Annotated in this window: 21 protein-coding genes; 6 read left to right on the top strand and 15 right to left on the bottom strand. The window is 38.2% G+C overall.

Annotation, left to right across the window (positions count from 1 at the left end; translation table 11 throughout):
- The first annotated feature begins 109 nt into the window (after window positions 1–109).
- Window positions 110–991, top strand: a complete 882-nt coding sequence (cobB, locus tag ACRC53_RS04960; RefSeq protein ID WP_438642499.1) for a Sir2 family NAD+-dependent deacetylase — start codon at window positions 110–112, stop codon at window positions 989–991.
- A 163-nt stretch (window positions 992–1,154) separates the two neighbouring features.
- Here the strand turns inward: cobB and potD are convergent, their stop codons facing one another.
- The 4 genes from potD to potA all read right to left on the bottom strand — a co-directional run bounded on the left by potD (window position 1,155) and on the right by potA (window position 5,053).
- Window positions 1,155–2,201, bottom strand: coding sequence for a spermidine/putrescine ABC transporter substrate-binding protein PotD (gene potD / locus ACRC53_RS04955; RefSeq protein WP_438642435.1), 1,047 nt, complete (start codon window positions 2,199–2,201; stop codon window positions 1,155–1,157).
- 122 nt (window positions 2,202–2,323) lie between these two features.
- Window positions 2,324–3,097, bottom strand: coding sequence for a spermidine/putrescine ABC transporter permease PotC (gene potC, locus ACRC53_RS04950; RefSeq protein WP_438642434.1), 774 nt, complete (start codon window positions 3,095–3,097; stop codon window positions 2,324–2,326).
- Window positions 3,094–3,951, bottom strand: coding sequence for a spermidine/putrescine ABC transporter permease PotB (gene potB, locus ACRC53_RS04945; RefSeq protein ID WP_438642433.1), 858 nt, complete (start codon window positions 3,949–3,951; stop codon window positions 3,094–3,096). The genes potC and potB overlap by 4 nt, the downstream gene beginning before the upstream one ends.
- On the bottom strand, window positions 3,935–5,053 hold the full coding sequence (gene potA / locus ACRC53_RS04940; protein ID WP_438642432.1) for a spermidine/putrescine ABC transporter ATP-binding protein PotA: 1,119 nt from the start codon (window positions 5,051–5,053) through the stop codon (window positions 3,935–3,937). Before potA ends, potB begins: the two co-directional genes overlap by 17 nt.
- Before the next feature lie 425 nt (window positions 5,054–5,478).
- Between potA and ACRC53_RS04935 the strand changes: the two genes are divergently transcribed.
- The 5 genes from ACRC53_RS04935 (at window position 5,479) to ACRC53_RS04915 (ending at window position 10,960) form a co-directional block, all read left to right on the top strand.
- Window positions 5,479–6,132 carry a DUF2987 domain-containing protein gene (locus tag ACRC53_RS04935; protein ID WP_438642431.1) on the top strand — a complete coding sequence of 218 codons (654 nt, stop codon included), beginning with the start codon at window positions 5,479–5,481 and terminating at the stop codon, window positions 6,130–6,132.
- A 78-nt stretch (window positions 6,133–6,210) separates the two neighbouring features.
- Complete coding sequence (pepT, locus tag ACRC53_RS04930; protein WP_438642430.1) at window positions 6,211–7,437, top strand: peptidase T; 1,227 nt, start codon at window positions 6,211–6,213, stop codon at window positions 7,435–7,437.
- Between the two features lie 310 nt (window positions 7,438–7,747).
- Window positions 7,748–8,122: an Hpt domain-containing protein gene (locus tag ACRC53_RS04925; protein WP_438642429.1), complete on the top strand. Its 375-nt coding sequence runs from the start codon at window positions 7,748–7,750 to the stop codon at window positions 8,120–8,122.
- Between the two features lie 37 nt (window positions 8,123–8,159).
- On the top strand, window positions 8,160–8,669 hold the full coding sequence (locus ACRC53_RS04920) for a molybdopterin-dependent oxidoreductase (protein ID WP_438642428.1): 510 nt from the start codon (window positions 8,160–8,162) through the stop codon (window positions 8,667–8,669).
- Between the two features lie 44 nt (window positions 8,670–8,713).
- Entirely contained in the window at window positions 8,714–10,960 is a 2,247-nt protein-coding gene (locus tag ACRC53_RS04915) for a response regulator (protein WP_438642427.1), read from the top strand.
- 15 nt (window positions 10,961–10,975) lie between these two features.
- Here the strand turns inward: ACRC53_RS04915 and ACRC53_RS04910 are convergent, their stop codons facing one another.
- From ACRC53_RS04910 to ACRC53_RS04860, 11 genes are all read right to left on the bottom strand, one after another.
- Window positions 10,976–12,475, bottom strand: a complete 1,500-nt coding sequence (locus tag ACRC53_RS04910) for a SpoIIE family protein phosphatase (protein WP_438642426.1) — start codon at window positions 12,473–12,475, stop codon at window positions 10,976–10,978.
- 64 nt (window positions 12,476–12,539) lie between these two features.
- Window positions 12,540–13,262, bottom strand: coding sequence for a hypothetical protein (locus ACRC53_RS04905; RefSeq protein ID WP_438642425.1), 723 nt, complete (start codon window positions 13,260–13,262; stop codon window positions 12,540–12,542).
- 14 nt (window positions 13,263–13,276) lie between these two features.
- Window positions 13,277–15,478, bottom strand: a complete 2,202-nt coding sequence (locus tag ACRC53_RS04900; protein WP_438642424.1) for an SLBB domain-containing protein — start codon at window positions 15,476–15,478, stop codon at window positions 13,277–13,279.
- The gene (locus ACRC53_RS04895; RefSeq protein ID WP_438642423.1) at window positions 15,463–15,897 is read right to left on the bottom strand and encodes a hypothetical protein; all 435 of its coding nucleotides are present in this window, start codon (window positions 15,895–15,897) and stop codon (window positions 15,463–15,465) included. Before ACRC53_RS04895 ends, ACRC53_RS04900 begins: the two co-directional genes overlap by 16 nt.
- 95 nt (window positions 15,898–15,992) lie before the next feature.
- Entirely contained in the window at window positions 15,993–16,328 is a 336-nt protein-coding gene (locus ACRC53_RS04890) for an STAS domain-containing protein (RefSeq protein WP_438642422.1), read from the bottom strand.
- 55 nt (window positions 16,329–16,383) lie between these two features.
- On the bottom strand, window positions 16,384–17,019 hold the full coding sequence (locus tag ACRC53_RS04885; protein ID WP_438642421.1) for a sugar transferase: 636 nt from the start codon (window positions 17,017–17,019) through the stop codon (window positions 16,384–16,386).
- A 2-nt stretch (window positions 17,020–17,021) separates the two neighbouring features.
- On the bottom strand, window positions 17,022–18,212 hold the full coding sequence (locus ACRC53_RS04880; RefSeq protein WP_438642420.1) for a glycosyltransferase family 2 protein: 1,191 nt from the start codon (window positions 18,210–18,212) through the stop codon (window positions 17,022–17,024).
- Between the two features lie 21 nt (window positions 18,213–18,233).
- Window positions 18,234–19,334: a glycosyltransferase gene (locus ACRC53_RS04875; RefSeq protein WP_438642419.1), complete on the bottom strand. Its 1,101-nt coding sequence runs from the start codon at window positions 19,332–19,334 to the stop codon at window positions 18,234–18,236.
- On the bottom strand, window positions 19,273–20,787 hold the full coding sequence (locus ACRC53_RS04870; protein ID WP_438642418.1) for a GumC family protein: 1,515 nt from the start codon (window positions 20,785–20,787) through the stop codon (window positions 19,273–19,275). The genes ACRC53_RS04875 and ACRC53_RS04870 overlap by 62 nt, the downstream gene beginning before the upstream one ends.
- Window positions 20,777–21,187, bottom strand: coding sequence for a hypothetical protein (locus tag ACRC53_RS04865; protein ID WP_438642417.1), 411 nt, complete (start codon window positions 21,185–21,187; stop codon window positions 20,777–20,779). Before ACRC53_RS04865 ends, ACRC53_RS04870 begins: the two co-directional genes overlap by 11 nt.
- 211 nt (window positions 21,188–21,398) lie before the next feature.
- Window positions 21,399–23,882: a hypothetical protein gene (locus tag ACRC53_RS04860; RefSeq protein ID WP_438642416.1), complete on the bottom strand. Its 2,484-nt coding sequence runs from the start codon at window positions 23,880–23,882 to the stop codon at window positions 21,399–21,401.
- Between the last annotated feature and the right edge of the window lie 17 nt (window positions 23,883–23,899).

Here is a 23,899-nt window from a genome sequence, read left to right as displayed (position 1 = left end):
GTCAGCCATTATCTGCTCATTAGCAGTCTGTTGAAATGTGGTTGTTACACTAAAGGCGAACTTTCTTTTTTGTTATTAGCATGACATGGTTATCATGTTTCGGTGGATTATGCATCGGGAAGATAGCGTGTTCGGGTCGGTAAGCGGTAAAAGGTCAATGAGAAAAAGAGTACGCCAACGTTGCCGTATCTGGCTTTTTTATCGAAAAAAAGCGAACCGCTTGAGTCTATCTTTTGCTAAAAATGAAAGAGGTTACAGTGTGCAAAACAATAATCAGATTGGAAAAGTTGTTGTATTAACCGGTGCCGGTATTTCCGCTGAATCTGGCATTCGTACTTTTCGAGATCAAAACGGGTTGTGGGAAGAGCACCGTATTGAAGATGTCGCAACACCAGAAGGTTATCTGCGTGATCCTGTATTAGTTCAGCGATTTTATAATTTACGCCGAAGTGAGCTACTTTCTCCGGCATTAGAACCGAATGCTGCGCATCTTGCATTGGCTCGATTAGAGCAGGCATTGGGTGATGATTTTTTACTGGTGACACAAAATATCGATAATTTGCATGAAAGAGCAGGGAGCCGGCGGGTGATCCATATGCACGGTGAGTTATTAAAAGCACGTTGCTCTGAGTCAGGCCAAACAATTGACTGGAAAGGGGATTTGACTGTTGATGATACTTGTCATTGTTGTCAGATACCCGTACTGTTGCGTCCGCACATTGTCTGGTTTGGTGAAATGCCATTAGGAATGAATGATATTTATACCGCATTGGCAGATGCTGATGTGTTTATTGCTATCGGGACATCCGGTAATGTGTATCCGGCAGCAGGTTTTGTGCATGAAGCAAGCTTGAGTGGCGCACATACAGTTGAGCTAAATTTAGAGCCAAGTTTGGTGCAAAGTGAGTTTGCGGAAAAACAGTATGGTATTGCCAGCCAGTTAGTACCGGAGTTTGTGGCCGCGCTGTTGACTAAACCTGTTGTTTGTTAATCATGGTTTACCGATAAAACGTTAACATTAACAGATAAAAAAATGCCGATCATGGTGGTGATCGGCATTTTTTATAACAAGGGTGCAGAAGATATCATCGCACCTGATGACCAGTGTGATTACTCATCGATAGTGCGATTATGCGTTCCTTATCAGTAGACGATTAACGTCCGGCTTTGAGCTTTTGAAAATAACTTTCATACAGTTCATTAGCTGAACCAACATCGCTTTGCCATTCACCAGCCAAAATGGTTTTTTCTTCCGGATAAATAGTTTTATCGGAAACCATCTCTTTTGGCAATAACGGCTGTGCGGCTTTAACCGGTGTAGGGTAGCCAATTTCTTCAGCCACTTTTGCTGCTACATCAGGGCGCAGTAAGAAGTTGATTAGCTTGGTCGCGCCTTCAGTATTTTTTGCATTTACAGGGATAGCTAGGCTATCCATCCAGAAAATAGCGCCCTCTTTTGGCCAGACAATCTGTACAGGAGTACCTTCCTGACGGGCCATATAGGCTGAACCATTCCACAGCATCCCCAGATTGACTTCACCAGCAATGTACGGGTTTGCGGGGAAATCTGAATTGAATGTCAGCACATTTGGCATCAGTTTTTGTAGCTCGTGGTAAGCTGCTTCAATCTGCTTTGGATCGGTTGTGTTTGCTGAATAGCCTAATTTACGCAGTGCAAGATGGAAAAATTCACGTGCATCATCCATCATCAGCAGGCTGCCGGCATATTCAGGCTTCCACAGATCAGCCCATGATGTGACGCTGCTTGCATCAATCACATCCGTATTTACACCGATCCCTGTTGCACCCCAAATGTAAGGAATGGAGTAATCGTTGTTAGGGTCAAAAGGTTTGTTAAGCAGAGCAGGGTCTAAGTTTTTATAGTTAGAGAGCTTTGCTTTATCAATTTTTTGTAGCATACCCTCTTTACGCATTTTATCTACGTAATAGGTTGAAGGTACGACAAGATCGTAAGCATTGGCTTTATCCAATGTCTTGAGCTTAGCATACATGGTTTCGTTAGATTCATAGGTAGAGTAAATTACCTTGATTCCAGTCTCTTTAGTAAATTCTTCTAACAAGCCAGAAGGGATATATTCTGACCAGTTATAGAAGTAGACCACATTATTCTCTGCCGCATTCGCAACTTGAATGCCGAGCGCCATCATCCCCGCAACAAGAAGACGTGACCATCGTTTCATTCAAGACTCTCCTCTAAGTAAATAGAATAATGAGGGGATCATTAAAAAATGTGTTATCCCCAGCCAGTTTTAAAATATCAATTTTACGATATATCACTACGTTTGAATACATATGTAAGTTTTTATGTCACTTTTTTGCGTAACAACAACTGGCTTGTAATGATCAACACTAGCGATCCCGCTAACATGAGTGTTGCGAGTGCGTTGACTTCAGGTGATACACCCACTTTAACCATAGAGTAAATCTTCAGTGGTAAAATTTCGTAGGTTGGGCCAGTCACAAAAGATGACACTACAACATCATCAAGTGATAGTGTAAAACTGAGCAGCCATCCAGCGGCAACCGCAGGCATAGCTAATGGCAGCAAAATCTTACGTAAAATGACGGTTTCACTTGCGCCCAGATCTTTTGCAGCTTCAAGCATTCTGACATCAAATCCTTTCAAACGTGAGTACACAGTAACCACAACAAAAGGAAGGCAAAAAGTGATATGTGCAAACAGTAATGACCAAAAACCCAGCGAAATACCTACTACAACAAACAGTGCTAAGAGTGAGATGGCCATGACAATATCGGGTGACATCATCACTACAAACAACATGCCACTGACAAAAGGTTTACCTCGGAAACGATACCGAAATAGCGCAACGGCTGCCATAGCACCAATCAGTGTTGCCATTGTTGCTGAAAGCACAGAGATAGTAATGGAGTGCAATGCAGCTTGTATCAGGCTGTCATTGTTCATTAGTCGCTCATACCAGTTAAGGCTAAAACCTTCCCACCTAATGCCATATTTTGATTTATTAAAGGAGTTAGCAATCAAAATGCCGATAGGAATATACAAGTAAGCATATACCGTAAGCATAAAACCGCCACGAAATATACGTCCTATCATTCTAGCTCACCCTTACGATTGAGCAGTTTTCCTACTCGATAATAGATAAATAGCAATAGCCCCATCAATAGTGTTAGCGTTACGCTAGTTGCCGCGCCAAATGGCCAATCACGGATATTAAGGAACTGGCTTTTGATTACATTACCAATTAATAAGTTTTTTGCACCGCCAAGTAAATCAGAGACATAAAACATCCCCATGGCAGGAAGTAAAACCAAAACGCAACCGGCTACAATCCCTGGCATTGTCAGGGGAAGGATCACTTTGATAAAACGCTGAAGTTTATTTGCACCTAAATCACGTGCAGCTTCAATGTAAGCATCATCGAGCTTTTCAATGCTGGAATAGAGTGGCAGCACCATAAAAGGCAAGAGAATATACACCAACCCCATAATAACAGCCGTTTCGGTATACATTAGCCGCAGAGGTTGATCGATGATACCAACAGAAAGCAGTAACGTATTAAGCAAACCTTTTGTACCAATGAATATTTTTAAACCATATGTACGGATCAGAGAATTAGTCCAAAACGGGACTATCACTAAAAAGAGCATGATAGGCCGCCATTTCTCTTTCATTCGTGCAATAGTATAGGCAAATGGATATCCAATAAGCAGACACAAAAATGTTGCGATCATGGCCATTGAGAGCGAATGCCACATGACTTCGGCGTAGAGTGGATCAAACAGACGGGTATAGTTATCCAGCGTAAAAGTAAGCTGGATTAAATTTGCATCATCACGGACTAGAAAACTAGTACCAATAATCATGAGATTTGGAATAAAAACAAATAACACTAACCAAGCAACAATGGTGGTGATAACAATATTTTGAAACTTACGCGTTGTCTTCATCGGCGAGTACCACCTCCCAGCTTTCAACCCATGTTACAGCAACTTTTTGGTTGAGTGAGTGATCAACATCAGGATCATCTTCATTAAAAAATTCACTGACCATGACTGATTTACCACTTTCAAGTTCAACGGTAGAGTCTAATGTCATACCTTTATAGTTACGTTCACGAACATAACCAATGATGCCATCTACCTGATCGGTGTTGTGGATTTCGTCAATCCGCAAATCTTCAGGGCGCAGCAATACATTAACCTTATCACCTGCCGATACATCCATCATGACATTATGAATATGGCATTCACGGCCTTCGACATTGGCCAGCACGCGATCAACATCAACACGCGCGATAATATTAGCTGTGAAAATATTAATTTCACCGATAAAGTGGGCTACAAATAAGTTGCGTGGCTCTTCATAGATCTCGCGTGGTGTTCCGTCTTGTTCAATGCGACCATCACGCATAACAATAATGCGATCTGACATGGTCAGGGCTTCTTCTTGATCATGCGTAACGAAAACAAACGTGATACCGAGTTTGCGTTGTAAGGCTTTTAGTTCATTTTGCATCTGCTTACGCAGTTTGTAGTCAAGTGCTGAGAGTGATTCATCAAGCAATAATATCTTTGGCTTGTTGACTACTGCACGTGCAATAGCAACACGCTGTTGCTGCCCACCGGAAAGCTGATGCGGACTGCGAGTTGCCATATCATCAAGTTGCACCATGCGAAGTGCATCCATCACGCGTGGTTCAATTTGGTGGGTAGGAACTTTTTGCATACGCAGACCAAAAGCAACATTTTCAAACACCGACATATGGGGAAAGAGTGCATAGCTTTGGAATACGGTATTGACGTGGCGATGTTCTGCCGAGATATCAGTAATATCTTGGTTATCAAGAATAATACGACCTTCATCAGCATTTTCAAGCCCTGCAATTAAGCGCAGAACAGTTGTTTTTCCGCAACCTGAAGGCCCTAAGATGGTTAAAAATTCACCGTCATTAATGGTGAGATCAAGATTCGAGATGATATCCTTACCATCAAATCCTTTACGAATGGCTCGGAGTTCTACTACCGGCGAATGAGAACGTTTTTCAGTCATTTAGCTTCTTACTCTATCCTTAATGTGTACAGATAGAACCATCTTTGGAAAAGACTGTTAACCAAAGATGCCACTGAGTATAAAAAAGAGCGCGAATAATAAGGGTAACGCCCCAGAATGGAAAGCCGTTTTCCCTTTAACTGGATAATTTTCCTCTTTTCATCTCTAAAGCACAAATTATAGTGTGTTGGATCTGTTTTTTATCAAGCAACCTAGCAATCTTTTGCATTAATCATGTTAATTATTGTGTTTTCAGGTGAAAATATTATGTGAAATGTAATTTACCATGACGAAAGGGCATTGCTATGCATGTGGCTGTTGTTTTGAATGTGCACAACAAAATTCAAAGTAAAAAAATAACAATAAAAGAAAAAGGCTTATTAAACACTGTATATAAAGTGCTTTATCACGGGTGTTTGTGTTTTTTGGGAGCGTCAGCAGGTTATGCTCATGCAGCGAGCCAAGTGTTCGAATATAAGACATTTTATGATGATGTTTCACGAATAAATCGCCCTGATGAAGCGAAGTTAGCGGCACGGTTAGCCTATTTTTTACGTGATCCACAAACAAAACAAGGCTGTCAGATCACACGTATAACAATGAGTTCAGGTCGGCATAACGAGCAAATAAACATTGATGCTACAGGTGAGATACGAGTTCCACAAGACAGTAATCTTCGCCGTATTAACCCTAATATCATGATTGAAACGGCTAATACACTACCTTGCGATATCTCAGTTCAAGTACTTGCTACCCTACCTATGACAAACACTATTTCTGGCCAGCAGTTACAGTTGTTAGTGGCAGATATGAATGCGCTTTACCAGCGGTTGGGAACATTTTTTACACGTAGCCGTATGCCTAAAGTAGGTGGGGTGATCGTTCGTTTTCCAACAGAAACGGGTCAGATTACGGTAGAGAATACCAATAACTCTGTTACAGCATTAGAAACGCGTATTATTGAATATAAGCAGCATGAATGGACAGTTGATTTTACACGATTTTCGATCACAAAAAGTGATGTGCTGACCTTTTCTGTTAAACCAACGAAAATTATCCCTTTTATTCAACAGGATTAAGCAAAAGACTGACCTACCGCAATATGTATTTGCATTACCTTTGCATAATAAGGTAATGACAAATAAGGCGCAAAGATAATGAATAAACTATTAGACCGATTTTTCTTTTATCTGGCATTTGATACACAATCTAAGGTTAATCAGCGGTATGTGCCAAGCTCAGAAGGGCAAATGGCGTTAGCTCAGGCATTGCGTGATGAAATGCAAGAGATGGGTTTGGTTGATATTAGTTTAGACAAGTATGGTTGCTTAATGGCAACATTGCCAGCCAATGTCGATCAGTGTGTACCTACAATTGGTTTTATTGCCCATCTAGATACTTCGCCTGATTATTCAGGAAAGCATGTTGAACCACAGGTGATTGAGAATTATCGTGGCGGAGATATTGCTCTAGGTGTAGGTGATGAGTTTTTATCACCGGTGACATTTCCAGTATTACATGAAATGTACGGTAAAACATTAATTACCACTGATGGTAAAACCTTACTGGGAGCGGATGATAAAGCGGGTATTGCTGAAATATTGACCGCAATAGCACGCTTACAAGCCGAAAATGTGCCGCACGGTGATATTCGCATTGGGTTTATTCCTGATGAAGAGATTGGCCGAGGTTCACACTATTTTGATGTGGATAAGTTTGCAGCACAATGGGCTTATACGGTTGACGGCGGTGGAGTAGGCGAGCTCGAATATGAGAACTTTAATGCTGCCAGCGCGGTGATCCAGTTCCACGGTAATAATGTACATCCAGGGTCTGCAAAAGATGTCATGGTTAATGCGTCGGCATTAGCTATGCAGTTTCATGCGGGAATGCCAGCGGGTGAAACACCTGAGTTAACTGAAGACCGCGAAGGTTTCTTTCACCTTAATCAGATGAAAGGTTCAGTTGAAAAAGCAGAGCTGCATTATATGATCCGTGATTTTGATTGGCAGCATTTTGAAGCACGAAAGATATTTTTATCTGAGAAAGTTGCAGCATTTAATTTAGGGTTGAAGCGTGGATGCTGCGTTGATATCAGCATTTCTGATTCCTATTTTAATATGCGGGATAAAATTTTAGAACATCCACATGTGATTGCTATTGCAGAACAGGCAATGCGTGAGTGTGGTATTGAGCCTAAAATTAAACCTATCCGAGGAGGGACTGATGGTGCATACCTCTCGTATCGTGGTTTACCTTGCCCAAATATTTTTACAGGTGGGTATAATTTCCATAGTAAACATGAGTTTGTCAGCGTTGAGGGAATGGAAAAAGCTGTTGAGGTTATTGTGAAAATTGCATCACTTACAACAATGCTGTCTTGATTTTTACAGAAGTAAATCAGGACTACCTATGAATACAATATAAAAGCATCTTATATAAGATGCTTTTATATCATCTGGCTATATTAATTATTAATTGCTCGTTTTTTATTATTTTCGCTTTTACTCTCACTCTCTACCATTTTTAGATAATACAGGCAGATACCGGTGAATATTTTTGTACTGAGTGCTATCTTTTTTATACGGGTAAAAGGTTAAGACTATTTACTTACAGACTGCGTAATAACCTCTTACTTCTATATTGATTTTAGTAGCTATACATAATATGCATTTTCTGTGACAAGGAGTATTTATGGCTCAACTTCAGGCACTTAAAGCGTCTTCTATTGAGCGGCTTGATTTACAAGTGCTAAATGAGTTGCAACAGGAGATTGGTGATGATGTGCTTGTTGATATCATTCAAGTCTACTTAATAGAACTTGATGAACATATCATACAAATGACTGATGCGCATAACGTAGGTGATTTTATCGCGTTAGGTAAATTAGCGCATTGTATTAAAAGTAGCTCAGGATCTTTAGGCGCAAAAGATTTGTATCATGCTGCTTTACGATTAGAGATGCATTGTCGTAATACTGAAATAGACGCTAGTGAGTTAGCTTACGTTGATTTTATGCAGTACAGTGAGCCAACAAAGGCAGCATTGCAAGATTATCTTGCATCATAAAATAATGGATATAAAACTCAAAACAGGAGTGTTTTAAATGAAATTAAAAGGATTAGTTTATGTAGCAGGGTTAATGCTCTCTGCGCTGTTATATCCAGAGCTTAGTTTAGCAATTGGTCATATTACAGATGAGGCTGTATTAACTATATCAGGTGATATTGGTGAAAGAAATCAAGGCGAAACGGCTGTGTTTGATGAAAAATCACTTGATGCACTACCTCAGCATAAAATTACGACTACAACACCGTGGTATGAGGGTGAGAAAACATTTGAAGGGCCACTGATTAGAGATGTTCTCGCTTTAGTTAAATCAAAAGGAAAGAGTATTACTTTTGTTGCGTTAAATGATTATGAATCAAAGATTCCTGTATCTGACATTAATAAATACGATGTGATTTTAGCAAGAAAAATAGATGGAAAAATGTTGAGTGTAAGGGATAAAGGGCCTCTATTTGTTATTTATCCATTTAATACTCACCCAGAGTTAAGAACGAAATTATATTATAGCCGCTGCGCTTGGCAAGTAGATTCTATAAAAATAGAGTAATGGATATGCTAATAGATAAATTAATGCGCTAAATAAGGGATAAAATGAAAACAAATTATCGGCTGCTTGTCGTTATCTGTCTTGTTTTATTAGGGACATTTATAAGCATAGCTTCTGTTCAATATAAGCAGTTTGATGATTTAAAGAAAAGCGCCAGTATTGGCGATGATAATTTGATGTGGACTTACTTTCAGTTGCAAAATGAATATTATCGTTTGCAGTATCAATTGTTGAAAGTGGAGTCTGAAAATGGCAGTGCATCGTCAATGCGAGCATTACAACTTCGGTATGATACTTTTATTAGTCGTATAGGATTAGCATTACACAGTAGTGATAGCCGTGAAATATTGGTTGATCAACCTATTTATCACCAAATAAAAAAAGAGTTACCTAATTTTATTTACTATGCAGATACCCTTTTAGGACCAGATGTTATACCTGTATACAATAAGGAAAAGTATCAAACACTCATTGAACGTGTCAATGCACTACAATCTTTACTTCAAAAAACAAATTTACAGGTTAATACCTCTTTTACTGCATTAGATGAAAGTAGAAAGCAAACTGTAACCAACCAAATTGCTATAACAACTGCAATTGCAACATTGCAACTAATGCTGATTGTTATTTTTGGTTTTGTTGCATGGAGTCAGTTACAACGGAGTAAAAAACAAAACCATTCATTGATGTTATTAACTGAGAAATTAGAAGATGCGCGTTTTCAAGCAGAAGCAGGAAATCGCGCAAAAAGTGTTTTTTTAGCGAATATGAGCCATGAGATTAGAACTCCAATGAACGGTGTTATTGGCATGATTTCATTGCTTGAAGACAGTACATTGAACTCACAACAAGCAGATTATTTAGCAACAGCAAAAGATTCAGCCGAGCATTTACTTGGATTACTTAATGATATTCTTGATGTGTCGAAATTGGAAGCTGGGCATGTACAGTTAGATGTGTCTCCATGTTCATTATCAAATTTACTTATTAACACACATCGTTTAGTGGCAAATGCAGCGGATCAAAAGGGATTACAGCTTATACTTGATTATCCACCTGATTTACCCGCATGGGTTGAACTTGATTCTATTAGAGTTAGACAAATTATTATGAATTTAATCAGTAATGCGATTAAATTTACAGAGAAAGGGGTTATACGTATAACTGTTTATAGTAAGAACGTATCGCTTGATTTTTTTGAAATTTCTATTGCTGTTGAAGATACGGGTATTGGTATAGCTGAAGAGATAATACCTAAATTATTTCAACGATTCTCTCAGGCTGAATTATCAACAACTCGTTTATATGGTGGTTCAGGTTTAGGTTTAGAGATTTCAAAAAATTTAGCACAAATTATGAATGGTGATATTACATTGACAAGTCAACTTGGAAAGGGCAGTTGTTTTGTTTTTTCTTTTAAAGCAAAGAGTGCTCAAGCACCATTAACTGACAAGTGTCAAAGCATACAATGCCATCAATGCACACCACAAATTAACATTTTAGTTGTTGATGATAGTGCTGCAAATCGTAAGTTTATTTCTACCTTACTTATCGGGCATGGGCATAAAGTTCAAACAGCTGAAAATGGGCTTATTGCAATAGATAAAGTGAATAGTGATGTATTTGATTTGGTTTTCATGGATATTCAAATGCCACTGATGAATGGTTTAGATGCAGCTATAGTTATTCGTAAATATGCAGATGATAATCATCGTGAAATTAAAATAATTGCATTGACTGCTGATGCACTAGAAGGTGCAAGAGAAACTTATATTCAAGCAGGAATGGATGATTACTTAACTAAACCTGTTAAAGCGGCAGGATTACAAGCAGTAATTGCAAAACATTTTGATGCACGTGATTATCATTGCGCACCACATGAAGCTTCTGAAATAGAGCAAATATACAGTGCTAAATCATTATTAGTGGTGGATGATAATAAAGTTAATCTAATGGTTGTAAAGGCAATGCTAAAAAAGATGGGGCATTTAGTTGATACGGTTGTCTCTGGAGAAGAGGCAATAAACGCAGTAAAAAATAAAAGTTATGATATAGTTTTTATGGATTTACATATGCCTGGTATGGGAGGAATAGAAACAACGCAAGCAATTATCAATAATATGCGAGAAAGCTCGCCGAAAATAATTGCTTTAACTGCAGATGCAACAATAGGTGTGCGTGATGAATGTTTATCAGCAGGCATGGTTGATTATTGCACTAAACCACTTACAATGAGTAAGTTAAATGATACAATTAATCGAACATTAATTAAAGATTCAATTCTAGCATAATTATTTTCAGCCTTTTTATATGGGTCTTTCAATTAAAACAAAAGTCATATCATCCTCTGGCATTTCAGCGTGAGTTATATCAAACCAATGAGATATTTTTTTTGCAGCTAGTTCAATAGGTTCTGTTAATGAAGAGAGTAAGATGTGACTAATTTCAGTTTCATAATGAGAGCTAAGTGTTTCGCTTCGTGACTCTAATAATCCATCAGTATAAAGCATGAGCCTTTGTTTTGGCTTTAATTGCAGAGTAAGTTGATTGTATTGCGTATCTTCAGTGATACCCGCTAACATACCACTAACGGGTAGAATATCTATGCCTTTTTCAGTAATTAACCAAGGTTTAGGGTGGCCAGCACTGGCTAATTGAATATATTCGTTATTAAGCTCTGCAGCAATACATGTCGTGAGTGCCCCACTGAGTAGAGAATCATTTATCATGCTTTGGGATAGTTTATTTAAGAGAAGATTAACGCCTTCATTTTTATATAACCCATAGATTAAACCACGAAAGTAGCCTGCGTGTGCATATGCAAAAAATTTAGCCTGTTCACCATGCCCCATAATATCGCCAAGTAGTATAAGCTTATCATGTTGTAATAAATAATCACCACCACCTGCTGATGCTACTCGGCTTTGTACTACAAGATTATAGCCATCTATTTTTTTGGGGAGTTGTGGGCGTAAGCCTGCGGTAACTTTGGGGTCGAGCCGTTGATTTATTCGGATTTTAAGATTTTGGCTTCGTTGTAGTACACGTGATACTATGTCAAGCAATTCTACTTTTTTCACTGGTTTAACAATATAGTCATCTACACCTAAGCGGGTAGCAATTTGACGAGTATCATTACTTGAGTTTCCTGTGATAAAAACAAAAGGAAGTATATCGGTTTCAATGTGACCTGCTAGGTTTTTACGCATACTGAGACCATCCATGCCCTGCATTGATATATCAGAAAGGATTAAATCTATTTTATTTTTTTTTATAAATGGAATGGCTTCTTCTGCTGAAGAAAACGCAATGATTTGATATTTGTTTTTTAGGTAGCTTTGTATTATTTTACGAATCACAGGATCATCATCGACCAGTATAATAGTAGGTAGTTTGACTTGAGAGCAAAGTGGATTAGATATAACAAGTTTGTTTATATTTTCTGGTGTGCGCGAATAAACTGACTCTGCAAATAATGACTGAATTAACGCAATACCATATCCCCCCTCAGCTAAAATGTCTGGTATATTACTCTTATTATTATAAACAGTTGTTTCACCTCCATCATCTTCAATTATCATTATCCATTCGTTATTTATATAGGATAATGTTAACTGAATAAAGGTGGCAGGAGGGGTAGTATGTCTGACTATATTAGTTGCTGCTTCTGTAAAAGCAAGTAACCAGTGCTGTAATTCTTGCTGTGCTATATTGTGTGAGTTTAATATTGAATTTAAATTACTTCTCAATTCACGAACTGAAAGTAGCGATGCTGTTTTTTTTAATATCCATTCGTTTTTTAACATGCGATAATCCTTTAGGTAGTGGATGTTTTAGAACTGTTTTAAAATATGTAGTATTGGTGATTTATTATAGTTTAAAAGATAAAATTGCTATTTTTCTTATTCGAGTTCTTAATTTTTCCATTAACAAAGGAAATCGATGTTCTAATCGGTATGTTTCTCTTGTTAAGTCACTAGCAAGAGAGGGATTAAATCTATCATTGGCAATAAAACCAATAATATTGCATTCTGTTTGTTTTAGTTTTTTTAATGTATCTTTTATCTCACTTTCTTGAGTGCGAGAGAATAAAACAGAGAGTACAGTAGCATCACAACATGCACAGGCAATTTCACTGGGTAAATATTTTGGTTCTTCTAATGTAATAGGTGGAATATCAAAAATGATGATGTCATAGTGCTCAGTGAAATCGTTTAATAATTGAGTGAAATTTTTTCTATACCAGCGATCACTTGGTTCAACACGAGTGAGTGTTGTCGCAAGAGAAAATAAAGATGAAACCTGATGAATAGTGGGAAAGTTAAGTGAACTTGTGTTTGGTACATTATTAACAAGTGCACTGCCTATGTTAGGGTATAATGCCGGTAAAATTGGTGCGGTAATCGATAACTCAACTAAGAGTGTGCGCATATTTGCTTGAACACAACGCTTGGCAAAGGCAAGGGCACTACTTGATACACCTTCTTGATGGACTGCTGAGGTAATAGCGAGTGTGCGAATACCTTTTGATAGTGCACGATCAAATAAAATATCAATCTCTTTATGATATTCAGGCTCTTTTTCTTTAGTCATGTTGTACTCAACCATTAAATTTTAATTAGTAAAGTAAGTACAGAAAGAATCGTAAATATATCTGTCATTCCACCCATAAATACAGACCAATTACTGTCTTTAGTGTCAGGGATGTATACTGTATCGCCAGCTCGTAAAATAGGTAATTGGCTAAAATTAGGTGACTTCATAAAATCAAGTAAATTAAATGTACGTGCTTGGTCGTTCTTTCCACTCTCAGACAGATTAGCAATAATAATTTTTTGTACATAAGCTGAACTTGTTGGGCCACCGGCCTCAGCTAACAGATCAAGTAGTGTCATACTTTCATTAAAACGATAACGTCCAGGTTTACCAATTGCACCCATTATTCTCACTGTTGACTCTTTACTTGAGTCTAGCCATAACCGATCTTTTTCAGGGATATAGATAGAGTCACCTGTAACGACTTTAGGTAATAAACTTTCATCACCTGATTCAAAATAGAGGGATAAATCTAGTTTTGTTACATTAGCTGAACCACCATTACGATGAGCAACGCGTATATTACGCAAGTCTGCTTTTTCAGTTGGGCCATCTGCTGCTGCGAGAATATCTAAGAAACCCATTTCTGATGTAAATGCATAGCGTCCAGGTGCGCCAACTTGACCCATTATATAGATTGAATTTTCAGGTGCTTGCTGTACCCATTGTGATTTATTATCTTTTGGATCATTGGGTAACTGTGGAATATTAATGGTGTATCCTGCACGGATATTTGGAATTTGCTCTAAGTTTCCACCCTCTTTGAGAAATTTAGTAAGGTCAAAATATATAGGTTTAGCTTGTTTACTATTTTCAGTGATTAAAATTTGCACTTTTGATGTGTCTGCTTTATCTGATGGCCCTCCTGCATTAGCGAGAAGATCAAGCAATGACATTTCATCTGACCACTCATAACGGCCGGGCTTATTAACTTGCCCAATTACCATTACAGCGTGTTTAGGTGATACTTTTAACCATGATTTTTCATTGACATCTGTTTTTTCAGGGATAAATATTGCATCACCGGGTGTAATTACGGGTAACTGTCGGCGAGTTAACCCTTCAGTGTATCCTTGTAGGTCAAAGGGCTCAATTGAACCATCAGCACGAATAATACGAATTTGTCGGCTTTCTGAATAGCGAGTTGGCCCACCTGCATTAGCGAGGATATCCATAAATGTATCACCTTTACGGCTCTCATAAGCACCAGGCTTTGCTACTTCACCCATAATATAGACAGTACGTGTACCTTTTTTAATTTGTTCTTCATCTTTAGGAATGAAAATAGTACTACCTGGCGCAATTTCTGGCATAAATTGCTTATCACCCGTATCAAGAAATTTCTTAAGATCAAAGAGGGTGGGCTCATTATTGCTAATCACTCGAATGCGCTCAACACCTGCATAGCGGGTAACGCCTCCTGCGCGCATGAGCATGTCTACTACGGTTTCACCAGATTTAATGCTATATGCGCCAGGAGTGTTTACTTCACCAAAAACTTTAATCGCTCGCTGTGCATCGGCGGCATCACCACTTTTTGACAATGTTGCTGCGTCAAAATCAATTTGAACATTACCTGTAAGAGGGGATGCAGGAATAAACACTGTATCAAGTGTTTGTAATGAAGGCATCTCACTGGAGTCACCAGTATCAAGATAGTGTTTATAGTCAAAAGCAATTTTTTGATTTTTACGTTGAACTTGAATATTACTAAGTTGTGCTCCGGGTACTAAACCGTTAGCTGACTCGATGGCGAGTTGAACATTAGCATTTTCAGGTAATTGATAGCTTCCCGGTTTTCGTACATAGCCCATGACATTAACAAGCAGCAACCGTTCTTTTATACGCACACTAAATCCTGAAAGGTCTTTAAATACAGTTTGCAGTTGCTTACGTATCTGTGGCGTAGCCTCAGTGAGTGATAAACCCCATAGTCTAATATCACCAATTTCAGGAAGTTGAAGATTACCTTCGCGGTTAATTTGAAATGGTTCATTAAATGCTGCTTCACCAGGAAGATTAATAAAAATAAGATCTCCTGGACGTAATGTATCAGATACTGTCTCTGTTGATACAGATGAAACAGGTTGAGCATGAACAGAAATTAACCCTAACAAAATAAAATATAAGAAAAATATTGGCTGGATAAGTCTTAGCCAGTTCATGCTGCGCTCCTTGCTTTTATTTATCAACAGCCTTATAGCAATCGCCATTCACTTAATCGGTTATGAGTAGAGCTTGCGCAGCCTGTCTTCTTTTGTAAATTGGCCAAATCTTTTTCTGCTTGCTGAATCTCATTTTTCCATAAATTAAGATTGTATAGCCCATCATGCCATAATCGTGCGTGTAACTCGCGCTCAATTAATATTTTGTGTTGCTCTAATTGGATTAGTCTACTCGGCATACAGATTTTTAATGTAGGGCTAAATTGTACCAGTTGTGTGACTAATGTCTCTTTATAATGCAATATTTGGTTGATATTTTCTATATAGTCATCATGTTTCTCTGTTTGATTAGGTAATACAGTAGGCCTAATTTCAGCCATACCACCACGCCCATTTGAAGGCCAAGTTGTACAGCCGATAAGAAAACTACCGAGTATAATTAAGGTGATTTTTTTATATCCATTCATTTTGAGAAATTTATCATAATAAGCACTTTATCATAAAAAATAGATGGTTTGATGCACTTTTATTAGTGATGGGTATAGTTCAGTGATTTTTATAATCACTCGCTGGTTTTAACAACAAAGTCTTTAATTGTACTATAGCATTCAATAGTGTTGTCAATATGTAGAAGTTTTAATAGTTCTCTTGGCTGCCCTTGATCGCAAATTAATGAAAGTGTGAGTGATTTTGCTTTTAGTCTTTTATATAAAAACACGAGCGCACCAATTCCTGATGAATCAATAAAATGAACTTCGTTGATATCAATTAACGTATTATGATTTTGTACTGCAAGCATTTCAAACGTCTCTCTATGTTCACTGACATACATAGCATCAAGCTCGCCATGAAGAGTCATTACTTGCCAGTTATTTAAAGTATATAACATTGGTTTCATTATTATTTATCCTTAAATTTTGGAGTGCAGTCTGCTATGAATGATACTGACTTGTTTATTGACCACGCTTACCAACCATCACTTTAATAGTGCGCCAAGCAATATTCAAATCGAGCTTTAACCATTGCCAAGGGCGAGTTAATGCTAATGAGTAAGCAAGGTCATATGCTAGTTTACTGCGAACATCATCTAAACTTTCATCATATCCCTGATTGACTTGTGCAAGCCCAGTGATGCCAGGTGCGATACCGTAAGTGCGTTCAACATAAAAAGGGATGGCATCTTCTAATGTGTTACAAAAATGAGGCCGCTCAGGTCTTGGACCAATAAGCGACATATCGCCACGTATTACATTGATAAATTGTGGTAATTCATCTAGCCGTGTTTTACGTAAAAAATGACCAATACGAGTGATCCGTGGGTCATTTTTTGTTGCCCATACAGCACCACTTGTAGCTTCAGCATCTTGACGCATTGATCTGAATTTGATCATATAAAAAAGCTCTACATGATCAGGAAAGATACGCCCTACACGCTGTTGCTTGAAAAAGATCGGCCCTTTGCTTTCAAGCTTAATAGCAATAGCAATAAGAGGCCAAAGTGGGAGTGTGAGCAAAATACCGAATAATGCACCGATAATATCCATCATTCGTTTAGCAAAGGCAGTCACTGGATGAACATAGTGTGACATGATTACTCTCCTTGTTGATTAGCTCGTTTCCAACGACCTTTCTCTCTACCTAATAAATAGCGACATGTACCAATAAAATTATACCAATGCCCATTTACAAGATATTGAACTTTTTTTGCACTATCAGGCCAGGCTATTTTGGGATTAAGATTCATAACAATAATAGATATATAGCCAATGAATTGAAAAATGAATAGAAATATAAACAAAGGTATTGCTATTGAGATATAGAGTGATAATAAAAGTATTGTTAGCAAACAAAATGGCATAAGAACACGTAAGCCTTTTCCTGAGATAAGATTAAATGCATTCCAACGAAAACGGGGATGAAGAAGTTTTCGCAAACGCCATATCTGTTGTGTATTACCAGCAGCAATACGTTTTCGCCTTTTAGCTTCAAGTTCAGGTGAGGCAGTTTCAAGCTCAAGTGATAGGCAGCGTGGCTCATATACAGCACGATAACCTTGAGCAATCGCATTCATGGGAAGAATAAAATCATCATTAATAGTATCAGCTTCAATTGGGTTAAGGCATTCGCGACGAATAAAATAACATGCACCATGCATACCTAATACAGAATTTAGTGATGACTCTGACTGCTTAATCTGAGATTGATATTGCCAGTAGTGTGACTCACCGAGTGATCCGGCTTGTAAAACACGATAGCCTGGCCCTACAACACCAATATCTGCATGTTTAAAATGAGCTGCAGCAGTTAAAAAAGTATTAATGGGTAATAGTGCTGATACATCACTAAATGCAACAATAGGGGAGGTGATGTTTGTAATTGCATCATTAATAATAGCTATTTTCCCTCGATTAACGGTAAACTCTTCGATAATAAAAGGTAGCCATTGGCACTCTGGTTCATTGAGTGTTTTTTGTGCAATTTCAACAGTGCTATCAGTACAACCATCGCATAATAGGCGAATAGTAAAATTTGCTGCTGGATAATCTTGTGCGGCAAGATTACGAATTTTTTCAGCAATAGAGGTGGCTTCATTATATGCAGGAATAATAAGGGTAATATCAGGAAGTGATAAATCTTCCTTTGTTTTTGTATAGTGGCGAACTGTGATCTCTGGAAGTGCATATACTCGGCGTTGACTTATTTTTTTTAATAAAAAAGGGTAGAGAAAATGGTGGTAAATAATTAAAAAAACAATAAATATAAAAATACTAAGTGCGATCATGTACCGATTCCTTGGCTGCTTTTATCGTTTGGTACTTTGATAAAGAGATAAATATTGTGTTGCCATATTTTGCAAACTGGCATTTTTTTCTACAAATGAGCGAGATGTCGTTTGTTCTTGTAATGTAATACTATGCTCTAGTGCTTTAGCTAATAACTCAATATTTCCAAATGGGACTAATTGACCAGATTGTGGATCAATACACTCTTTGCAACCACCCACATTAGTGAGTACAACAGGAATACCACATGACTGTGCTTCAAGTGGTGATAAAGGTAATCCTTCTGCTTCGGAAGCAAGACAAAAACTGTCTATAGCATGGTAAAATACTGACATATCATTTATTAACCCTAAAAAATGAACTCGATGGATAATATTGAGTTCATATGCTAGAGTTTTTAATTTTTGTTCTAATGAACCAATTCCTGCAAGTGCTAGATGTAAGTTTGGGCACTGTTTAAGTGCATAAAATAATCCAGCATGCCCTTTAACCGTCTCCAATCGTGCTGCGCAGCCTACTATTTTTTCTTTTATAGGTAAGTTAAGTTGTTGACGTGCTTTTTCTCTACTTCCCATAATAAAGTAAGTTGTATCTATACCATTGAGAATAACAATTGGGTTGGTTTTTGGGAGATGCTCTCTGAGACTAACAGCAACTTGCTCGGAATCGGCAACGATTATTGGATTTATAATATTAACCAGTAATCGTGCGAGATAGCGACGTTTTTTATTATTTAAGTGCCAAGCATCATGCTCGGTATGAATAATGGTTTTAATATTCGCAATTCGGGCAGCTAACCCCCCATAGAGTAATGGGCCAATATGATGAGTATGTACTACATCAGGCTTTGATTTTTTTAATAATTGTATGAGTGTAAAGAGCAAGCTAAATTTTAACCCCGCATTTTTACCAAGAAATAGTAAGCTGCTTTCTGAGTTTTCGATAATATTCTTTACACGAGGCCAATTTTTACTAGCTTGCTCACCGTTTCCTTCTAGGCTAATAAGTAAAGGTTGGTGATTATGTTGATAGATGCGGTGCAGCTCTAATGCTATGGTCTCAATACCACCCGGCGCTAAGTGCTGAATGATTTGTGTTATCCTGCGCGGGGCGATTTTCATATTGCTCTATTTCCTGATTGTAAGGAATCCGTATTAATATAGGTACACCTAATAGCATAGACAACTTATCGCTACGATGCACGGTACTGTCTGTTATTTCTGCAATGAGTGCAAAACCGCAACCAATGGCAATTCCAGTAATGATGCCCGCAATAACAAATACAAAAAGGGGAGGTGTACTCGGTGATGTAGGGGTAAATGGTGGGTCAATAACTTTGACACGATCACCTTTTTCAAACTGTCCGAGTGCACCAGTGACTTGTGCTTTTTTATAGCGTGTAAGTAAATCTTGATAGATTTCACGCTGAACTTGAAGATTGCGTTCAAGTTCTGACATTTGTCGCTCTACATCACCAAAACTTCCAACGCTATTTGAGGCCTCTGAAAGCATTCTATCAATACTATTGAGCTCTTCTTGCAGTGATTTGACGTTTGTTGCAGCTTTTTGTAACTCTTTTAATTGAGAGTCAAGTAAGGTATCGTTTTTATTTGTTTGGCTCGTATTACTTTTATTGTTATTTTGAGACAAATTGAGTAGTTGATTGAGATCTGAGCTGTCAATTTTAGGGATGGAATTTAATTGTGATTGTCGTTCATCTTCAAGTTGTTTTAAACGATAAATGGCTGCTTGGATTTTACTGTGCGAGTCTGTATAGCGTGTGCGTAACAGTGATATTTCGTTTGTGGTATTGACTATTTGCTGCTCAAGGTTTGCAATAATAGGATTAACTTGTGATATGCCATTTTGCAATGCATGCAATGCTGCTTTTGCACCTGCTAGTTGAGTTAATCGCTCTTCTTGTTTATCTTTTAAGGTATGTAATCGATTTACATTCGAACTGTATAAATCAGGCAGTTCTGCTGCTTGCCGACGTTTAAAATCAGCTAAGTTTTTTTCCGCTTTATTGAGCTCTGCTTCTTGTTTGGTAATTTGTTCTTTTAAAAACTTCTCTGAACCACTAATAGATGATTGCTCAGGTGCGAGGACATTATCTAAAAAACGTTGGCTGATAGCTTGTAATATTATTGCACTATTTTCAGGGCTTTGGGTTTTAAAACGTAATTGAACTAAATCACTGCCAACTAAATTTAGTGTAACAGAAGAGGAGAGTAGATTAATTTTATTATCGTAATCACTTTGACTAGCATTTTTAGGCAGTAAATTTGCATCATCAATAACCATTTGCAAAACATAGCGGCTGTGCAAAAGGCTATCAAGTGCGGCAAAGCGATCTTTTAAATTGGTGGAAACAGAGAGGTCTTCCAAAAAAGGGTTTAATTTTGAGGTTTCTTGAATCAGGAGAGTGGTATATGACTGGTATTGTTTTGGCGTAAAAATGCCAATGAGTGTTGCTAATAATGGCATTATTAATAAAGGGGTAATAATCAGAGCACGCCTTCTCCATGCACCATTTAATATGGCACATAAAGAGAGATAGAGGTTACTGTTCACGGCTCACCTCAACGTGCAAACTGTCTGCACGTGCTTGCGGAGTATATTGCAAGTTTAGAGTAATAGGCCGGGCAATAAGCATTTTTTCGATAAGTTTTAAACGTTGATGGGCCTGTTGGGCACTATGAAGAGGGTTTCCTTCTGCAGGGCCAACAGATACAGTGAGTGCATTAGGGTCTTGTTGTGCGATAAATCGATAAAACTGCGTTTCATCTTCAGCTAAAAGTGTATAACTCTCTTTCGGATATGCGGCATTAAAACTTTGTGAATGTGCACCTTGTACTGCCCGCAGTTGTTGTATTGCAGCAAGATCAACTGACTGTTTGCTACTTGTTTTTGTGCCACAGGCAACAAGTAGAAGTATGAAAACAATATGGATTATTGTGCAATAGCGTTTCATTTTCACTGACTTTCCTTTACCTATGATAGGTGCTATTACCGCTTTAACCGCGTTTAGCAGTAAAGCACTCTTTTTTGCCATCCTTGTGTTATACAGTATAAGTCACATTGTTATTATAAATAAAAGAGTGTTCTAAAAAAACTTAGAAATAAAACGTTTATTTTACATTTTGTTTTATCCTATATACATATCATGATTGCTATGATTTTCGTTATGTTGATTTTGCAGACAGTTGAGCGAGTACTTGAATCTGATTAATCCACTGATTCAGTGTTTGTTCAGGGAGTACTTCGGCTGCATGCCATGTGTCGGGCATCTGATCCCATATTTTTTGTCGTAATATTTTAGCGGCTGGCAATGTTTTACTCTTGTGGTCAAGCCAATATAACCAGCGTAAATCTTCTATACCTGATGTTATTGCAAACAGAGAGCGATCAACATCAGGAATTGCATTGCAATAAGTCGTCATAGGGTATAAAAATTGGAAATCAGCTTCTCGGCCATCAGTGGGGTCAAAAGGATCAGCCGTTGGCATACGCGCATGCCATTGCATGTAACCATCAGCACCAGAACGCCACAGATAAAAACCACTTGCTACTCGCTTCGCCCCTAAGTTATATAACCAAACTTGAATATCTTGTTTTTTTAATATGGATATTTGCATGCTATCAACACCAAACCCTGCATTGATAAGTGCAAGATTAATGTGCTGTAACAGTGCATTTTGCATAGGGTGATTAAAGTGTGCAGCCAGTTTTGTTTTAGGTGACTTTTGGCGCAGATTATCGGCAAATTGAATTAATTGTGGAATATCATTGATATTCGGTTCATCGGCTAAACTCCACGCAATGGGCTTGGTGGTTTGCTGATCTATTTCGGTAATGCGTGCAATAGTGGCGTTATCGCCCATTATTTCTCTTGCTCTTTTGAGCGGTGTGTAGGCTAGTAGAGTGGTTGAAGGTGTCAGTTTTATTGCTACATCAAGATCTTGCTGAAAGGTTTGTATATTATCATTAGTTGGAGTGCTCAAAGGGGGAGCATATGTGGTTAGGCCTGAGTTAGAGAGCCAAAGCATATCGCACTGTGCTGCGGCATTTGTTTTATTTGCATCAAACCAACTTAAATGCGGTGCTTTATCAAGGTAGACACCAATCGGTAAGGGAATATCAGGGAGTATGATATCTAACACCTTAATACTAAACGGTGTATTAATAAGTTGATGTGCAGTTTTTATCTGAATATTTCCTTTATAGATACCCGCAGGTGTGTTTGACGGTATTGATAATGCAACATTCAGTAAACGTGGTTGATTAGGTGATAAAGGAACAGTTTGGGTATCACTACGTAGGTAATCGGCATTAACAGAAAGTGCATTCGTTTGTGCTAATGGCCTGCGCCATAACCATTGACCCCAGCGTAATTCACTATTTAAAGTTACACCTTTAAGTGTTGGTGGCTGTACACTAATATTTGCGGTTATGGCTTCTTTAATACTGTTGGGGTCAATGACAAAATTCAGATTAAGGTGGCTATTTGAACCTGTTTGTGCGAGAGATTCTGTGAGTTGTTTTTTATCTATTAATGATATTAAAGTGGCATTAACAGGCAGTGCGGCTGGTGTTGAATTTATATTCCAATTTTCTCGAAATAAAGTGGCAAGACGAATGTCAACGGTTTCTGCTGGTGTGAGTATTTTTTGATTTCCAGAGGAGGGCCTTATCATCCTATTTTCAAGATTTTTATCAGGCCAAAGAAGCAGTGCCGATAAAAATTGAGCATCTGTTGAGTCACCGTCTAGGGTAATGATCATATCACCATCAGGTTGCGTGAAGGTATAGTCTATACTGCCACCTCGCTGTTGCTGGATTTGTTGCCATACATCGCCATTGGGTTGCGCTTCATTTTTTGCACCAGCCATATAGCGTTGAGAAACCCATGTTTCAGGTGTCATTTTTTGTTGCCAAATGACATTTTGATTCACTTGGATACGGCGTTCTAGGGGATGTGGCAAATATTCCCATTCCCCTCGATCTTCTGTCCAAAGCCTTAAATGATAGCTACCTGCTGGCAGAGAAAGGCGTATTTCACTAATACCCCGTAATCCATCATTGAGTAATGTTGAACCGCCAGCGCGCTCTATAACTGACATAGGGCCTTTTAAATGGGGATCAGTTTCACTGATACGGGTAAAGCCACTAAAGGGCGGGCGTGAAGCTGCACCAAAATCCCATGCGATAATATCTTCGGAAAATTGTAACCCTTTCTCTGATCTGATTTTATTGATAATCAAAGATGGTGTTTCAGTATTAAACAGATATATAGCCCGTATTTTTTCAAGGTTAAGTGGTGTTTTGTTGGGCGTTTGTAGGGCACTTAAAGGTAGACGCAGGCGAAAGTTTCCTGAAGGAATAATACGTTCTTCATTCACTCTTGAGTTATATCCGGTAGAGTTTGCATCATCGATACGGACCACCAGCAGGTTATTTTTTGTTGAAGGGTTACTCCCCTCAATAATTAAGTCATCATTCTTAGGCCATTGTTGATCGGTGGTAAATTCCCAATTTTGCGGTAACAGATGTTCAGCATACAGAGGTAAAGAGAGTATTGACTGGTGTTTGTCTGCTAATTCAACTGAGTTTGGTTGAGTTAGTGTAAATGTGGGGATAGATGGTTCATCAGCTCGCACTGTTTGCATGGGTAAGAAAGAGGTAA

The sequence above is a fragment of the Plesiomonas sp. genome (assembly GCF_051652165.1).
Classification (GTDB): domain Bacteria; phylum Pseudomonadota; class Gammaproteobacteria; order Enterobacterales; family CAMTGL01; genus Plesiomonas.
This window is presented reverse-complemented; position numbering and strand designations above follow the sequence as displayed.

What these genes read in the sequence shown, in the direction of transcription:
- ACRC53_RS04925 (WP_438642429.1), top strand. Translation starts at nt 7,748, where the DNA reads ATGGCTCAACTTCAGGCACTTAAAGCGTCTTCTATTGAGCGGCTTGAT.
- ACRC53_RS04915 (WP_438642427.1), top strand. Translation starts at nt 8,714, where the DNA reads ATGAAAACAAATTATCGGCTGCTTGTCGTTATCTGTCTTGTTTTATTA.
- ACRC53_RS04885 (WP_438642421.1), bottom strand. Translation starts at nt 17,019, where the DNA reads ATGTCACACTATGTTCATCCAGTGACTGCCTTTGCTAAACGAATGATG.
- potA (WP_438642432.1), bottom strand. Translation starts at nt 5,053, where the DNA reads ATGACTGAAAAACGTTCTCATTCGCCGGTAGTAGAACTCCGAGCCATT.
- cobB (WP_438642499.1), top strand. Translation starts at nt 110, where the DNA reads ATGCATCGGGAAGATAGCGTGTTCGGGTCGGTAAGCGGTAAAAGGTCA.
- ACRC53_RS04905 (WP_438642425.1), bottom strand. Translation starts at nt 13,262, where the DNA reads ATGACTAAAGAAAAAGAGCCTGAATATCATAAAGAGATTGATATTTTA.
- ACRC53_RS04865 (WP_438642417.1), bottom strand. Translation starts at nt 21,187, where the DNA reads ATGAAACGCTATTGCACAATAATCCATATTGTTTTCATACTTCTACTT.
- ACRC53_RS04875 (WP_438642419.1), bottom strand. Translation starts at nt 19,334, where the DNA reads ATGAAAATCGCCCCGCGCAGGATAACACAAATCATTCAGCACTTAGCG.
- ACRC53_RS04900 (WP_438642424.1), bottom strand. Translation starts at nt 15,478, where the DNA reads ATGGCGATTGCTATAAGGCTGTTGATAAATAAAAGCAAGGAGCGCAGC.
- ACRC53_RS04860 (WP_438642416.1), bottom strand. Translation starts at nt 23,882, where the DNA reads ATGCAAACAGTGCGAGCTGATGAACCATCTATCCCCACATTTACACTA.
- potC (WP_438642434.1), bottom strand. Translation starts at nt 3,097, where the DNA reads ATGATAGGACGTATATTTCGTGGCGGTTTTATGCTTACGGTATATGCT.
- potB (WP_438642433.1), bottom strand. Translation starts at nt 3,951, where the DNA reads ATGAAGACAACGCGTAAGTTTCAAAATATTGTTATCACCACCATTGTT.
- ACRC53_RS04895 (WP_438642423.1), bottom strand. Translation starts at nt 15,897, where the DNA reads ATGAATGGATATAAAAAAATCACCTTAATTATACTCGGTAGTTTTCTT.
- ACRC53_RS04890 (WP_438642422.1), bottom strand. Translation starts at nt 16,328, where the DNA reads ATGAAACCAATGTTATATACTTTAAATAACTGGCAAGTAATGACTCTT.
- ACRC53_RS04920 (WP_438642428.1), top strand. Translation starts at nt 8,160, where the DNA reads ATGAAATTAAAAGGATTAGTTTATGTAGCAGGGTTAATGCTCTCTGCG.
- pepT (WP_438642430.1), top strand. Translation starts at nt 6,211, where the DNA reads ATGAATAAACTATTAGACCGATTTTTCTTTTATCTGGCATTTGATACA.
- potD (WP_438642435.1), bottom strand. Translation starts at nt 2,201, where the DNA reads ATGAAACGATGGTCACGTCTTCTTGTTGCGGGGATGATGGCGCTCGGC.
- ACRC53_RS04880 (WP_438642420.1), bottom strand. Translation starts at nt 18,212, where the DNA reads ATGATCGCACTTAGTATTTTTATATTTATTGTTTTTTTAATTATTTAC.
- ACRC53_RS04910 (WP_438642426.1), bottom strand. Translation starts at nt 12,475, where the DNA reads ATGTTAAAAAACGAATGGATATTAAAAAAAACAGCATCGCTACTTTCA.